This window comes from Vibrio sp. 03_296, assembly GCF_002265885.1.
In genome coordinates, this window is sequence record NZ_NPKW01000684.1 from 1 (window position 1) to 886 (window position 886).

At 41.2% G+C, this 886-nt stretch carries 2 pseudogenes; one reads left to right on the forward strand and one right to left on the reverse strand.

The features are described from left to right. Nucleotides 1–489, reverse strand: a pseudogene (locus CIK04_RS27120) (chemotaxis protein CheW); the annotation flags it as partial. A gap of 75 nt (nucleotides 490–564) precedes the next feature. Here CIK04_RS27120 and CIK04_RS34315 point away from each other — a divergent pair. Beyond that, a pseudogene (locus tag CIK04_RS34315) lies at nucleotides 565–886 on the forward strand (flagella basal body P-ring formation protein FlgA); the annotation flags it as partial.

Here is an 886-nt window from a genome sequence, read left to right on the forward strand (position 1 = left end):
CCATTGTTTCATCCACTGGCGCGATTTCAGCCAAAATTTTCTCAACGTCGAGAATTTCAACTAACTCATTATCAATTGGTTGTCACTGCAKTAGGTAGTTCGCTTTACCAGCACCATCTGGTGGTGGCAAGATAGCCTCCCAATGCATATTAATAATACGCTCAACAGAAGTCACCAAGAACGCCTGAATGGAACGGTTGAACTCTGCGATAACCACAAAGCACTTATCGATATTTTGAGTTGGACGTCCACCAATTGCTAGGCTTAGGTCAATCACCGACACGGTATGGCCACGAATATGAGCGACACCTTTACCAGTGGTGCAGATTAGGCAGTTGAAGTAAGCTTAGGGCACTGTAGCACTTCTTTGACTTTAAATACGTTAATACCATAACGTTGTCGGCCCATTAAACGAAAGGTCAGCAACTCAAGTCTATTTTGACCTACGAGTTGCGTCCGCTGATTCACTGAATCAAGAATCCCGTCCATAAGCTCATCTCCATCTCAAACTTTTCGATAAAGTGATTAATCTAAATTACAGCTGCATAACACCAGAGAAACAGAATGGCGTATTCTAATACTTATTTATCTTCATTTAACCATCTATAAGTGTAGAGCTTTCTATAAAAGTTACGCTAAGTCTATCGGCATTTTGCTAACTTTGTTTAGTTTTTTTGCGCATGGCGCGACAGAAAATCAAATAAAACAGATACAGTTAGCTGCAGAAGAACACATTAGTCAATGTGGAGGCCCCAATGGGAGGCCAGTTGACTGTCAGTGCCGCTAATATAGATAGTAGAATAAAAGCGACCGATTGCCCGATTGCTTTGGTAACCAGTTCCAATTCAACCAATAGCACTCGAAGTAATATTAATGTTCTTGTGGA